We start from the raw sequence: 332 nt of genomic DNA on the forward strand, positions 1-332 counted from the left end.
CGGGGACCATAAGCAAACCTCTTAGCCGTTGCCCATATTTATCGCCCTTTGAATCAATAAAGTCTAGCTCCTGGACAAGTTCACTTGAACTAGAGCTGAGCGGAAATCGAGCATTTCTAGTTAGAGCTCTTACATTTTTACCCCCGATAGATTTCCACATTTGGAGCTCTATACCGCCATCATCGGCAGCAGTGGGCGGCAATTCATTTACTGCAAGAGAAATAGTTTTAGTTGTAGTGCACGCACTGAGCAAAAGGACAGATAAAATAGTAAAGAATTTATAGTTCATTGCGTATACTCCTTACGAATATTGAAATCAATGATTCAAGTAT

1 protein-coding gene is annotated in these 332 nt (G+C 40.7%); it reads right to left on the reverse strand.

All coding sequences use genetic code 11. The annotated features are described in order from the left end of the window. Positions 1 to 289: hypothetical protein (locus A3761_RS00680; protein WP_156491461.1), on the reverse strand; the 289-nt coding region annotated here is incomplete at its 3' end. Positions 290 to 332: the final 43 nt, after the last annotated feature.

Source organism: Oleiphilus sp. HI0123, from assembly GCF_001635315.1.